The sequence below is a fragment of the Brachybacterium equifaecis genome, from assembly GCF_023509525.1.
Lineage (GTDB): Bacteria > Actinomycetota > Actinomycetes > Actinomycetales > Dermabacteraceae > Brachybacterium > Brachybacterium equifaecis.
Genome location: NZ_JAKNCJ010000020.1, coordinates 1 through 1,354, shown reverse-complemented (window position 1 = coordinate 1,354; position 1,354 = coordinate 1). Strand labels below are relative to the sequence as shown.

The following is a 1,354-nucleotide window of genomic DNA, read 5'->3' as shown; positions in this document are numbered from 1 at the left end:
GGCGCTTGACCCCTGATCGTGGACACGCTGATTCCAGCACGAGGCTGGGGAAGCGAGAATCCAAGGGATGGCTAGGAAGAATTACACGGACGAGTTCCGCCAGCGGGCGGTGGATTTGTACGAGTCCACCCCTGGCGCGACGTTGAAGGGGATCGCGGCGGATCTGGGGATCTCCCGCGGTGCGCTGAAGGAGTGGGTCGGCAAGCACGGCTCTGGGGCCACGACTGCGGGTATGGGGCTGATGCCCGCGGCGGGGCGGGCGGAGTCGCCGACGGCGAAGATCCTCCGGCTGGAGGTCGAGAACGCGAGGCTGGAAGCGGAGAAGCTGAAGCTCGAGACGGAGCGGGACATTCTCCGCCAGGCGGCGAAGTATTTCGCGGGGGAGACGAACTGGTGAACCGCTTCCAGTTCGTCCAGGACCACAAGGACGCCTACGGCGTGAAGCGGTTGTGTGAGGTCGTCGAGATCGCGAGGTCCTCGTTCTACGCCTGGCTGGACGCCGCACCGCGGCGCGCCGCGAAGGCTGCCGACGACGCGGCCCTCGCGGCGCGGATCCGCGTGTTGCAGGACCCCGCCCAGGGCGGCGACCGCGCTTACGGGGCACCGCGGATCACCGCCGACCTCAACGACGGCGTTCCCGCCGCCGGGCGGGTGAACCATAAGCGGGTCGCCCGGGTGATGCGGGAACACGAGCTCGCCGGGATCCGGCTGCGACGAAGGGTGAAGACCACGATCCCGGACCAGTCCGGGCGGAAGTTCCCTGACCTGATCGAACGGGACTTCAGCATCGGGGAACCGAACCGCAGGTATGTCGGCGACATCACCTACCTCCCCATCGCCGACGGATCGAACCTGTATCTGGCGACCTGCATCGACCTCGGGTCGCGGAAGCTCGCGGGCTGGCAGGTCGCCGACCACATGCGCACCGAACTCGTCGAGGACGCCCTCCGCGCCGCGGCCCGCGACCGCGGATCGCTGGCCGGTGCCGTCTTCCACAGCGACCACGGAAGCGTCTATACGTCGAAGGCCTACGCAACGCTCTGCGAGCAGCTCAAGGTCACCCAGTCCATGGGTGCGATCGGCACGAGCGCCGACAACTCACTCGCGGAGAGCGTCAACGCGACGCTCAAGCGAGAGCTCCTCGAAGGGGCGTCGGCGTTCCCGGACCAGGCCACCGCCTACCGGGCCGTGTTCCGGTGGGCGAACCGCTACAACACCCGCCGGCGCCACTCCGCGATCGGCCAGATCACCCCGAACAACTACGAGAACGCCTACGCGGCGACCACGTCCGCTACCCTCGCGGAAGCGGCATAACCGAACCGACGCCGTGTCCACGATCGAGGGTCAAGGCCCC

Annotated in this window: 1 protein-coding gene; it reads left to right on the top strand. The window is 68.1% G+C overall.

Annotated elements, in window-relative coordinates; genetic code table 11:
* Positions 1 to 67: 67 nt before the first annotated feature.
* Positions 68 to 1,314, top strand: a protein-coding gene (locus Bequi_RS14105) for an IS3 family transposase (RefSeq protein ID WP_430623127.1) whose coding sequence is annotated in 2 segments (ribosomal slippage) — positions 68 to 383 and positions 383 to 1,314 — 1,248 coding nt in all. Because the reading frame shifts where the segments join, the coding sequence is not laid out codon by codon here.
* Positions 1,315 to 1,354 lie beyond the last annotated feature (40 nt).